Raw genomic sequence first — 1,200 nt, forward strand, 5'->3', positions numbered from 1 at the left:
TCCGCGGCGCGGGCGCGCTCCAGGCAGGTCTGCGCGCGGGCCTCGGACTCGACGGCCTCGTCGGCCAGTTCGCGGACCTGGGCCTGCCAGGCGGCACGCTCGCGCAGGCGGAAGGCGAGTCCGGCGAGCGCGTCGGCGGCGCGGCGGGCCTTCTGTGCGGCCTCCTGGCGCTCGTCGCGCACTCGGGTCGCCTCGGTCGCGGCCTCGTCGGCCTCGGCGCGCACGGTACGGGCCTCGGCCAGCTCGGCCTCGGTCTCCTCGGCGAACGTCCGGGCGTCGCGGGCCGCCGCGGCCAGCTCGGCGAGCCGTCCCGTGGGGCAGCCGGAGCGCCAGGAGGTGAGCCGGGCGGCCAGCTCGCGGTCCTTGCCGAGCCGGGCGGCGAGGGTGCGGATGTCCTCGTCGCGGCCGGCGGCCCGCTCGCGCAGCGCCTGGCGCTCCTCGTCGGCGGCGTGCTCGTCGTGCATCGCCGGGTTCGGCGGGACGAGGAAGACGCCGGTGTCCCCCTCGCCGGGGGCGGGCTCGGCCGGGGCCGGTGCGAGAAGCGCGGCGGCGGTGCCGACCGCGACGGCGGAGCGGGGCAGCAGCGCCGCCCCGGCGAGCGTCTCGCGGGCGCGGGCGTGCGAGGCGGGGTCGGTGATGACGACACCGTCGACGAGCTCGGGGCGGGCGGCCAGCACGCGTGCGTGGTCGGCGGGGTCGACCGCCTGGGCGAGATAGCGCCAGCCGGGCAGGGCGGGGATGCCGTGCTCGCCCAGGTACTCGACCGTGGCCAGCACGTCGGGGCCGGGCGGCAGCAGGCCGCCGTCGCCGAGGGCACCGAGGATGCGGGCGTCGTCGGCGGCTGCCGTGCGCAGCTCGAACAGCTGGCGCTCGGCGGCGGTCACGGAGTCGTCGAGCAGCGTGCCGAGGTCGTCGGCCGCCCGGTCGAGGTCCTCGGCGGTGAGCCGGCCGTCCGCGGCCGTGGCGGTGTCGGTGCGGGGCTGCGGGACGAGGCCCTGGGCGGCCTTGGCGCGCACGGCGCCGGGGAAGCCGCCGCCGTGCGCGCCGTACGCCACACCGTCCTCGGTGGTGGACGCGCCCGCGGCGCCGGGCAGGTCGGCGCCGCCCGTGGTGCCGAGCAGGTCGGCCAGGCGCTCCTCCCCCGCGAGGGCCGTGGCGGTGCGCTCCTCCGCGCGGTGGGCCCGTTCGGCGGCGCCGGCG

General features: G+C 80.3%; 1 pseudogene. It reads right to left on the reverse strand.

Annotated elements, in window-relative coordinates:
* Positions 1-1,200 (reverse strand): annotated as a pseudogene (locus GTW43_RS12730) (hypothetical protein); the annotation flags it as partial.

Source organism: Streptomyces sp. SID5785 (assembly GCF_009870065.1).
Lineage (GTDB): Bacteria > Actinomycetota > Actinomycetes > Streptomycetales > Streptomycetaceae > Streptomyces.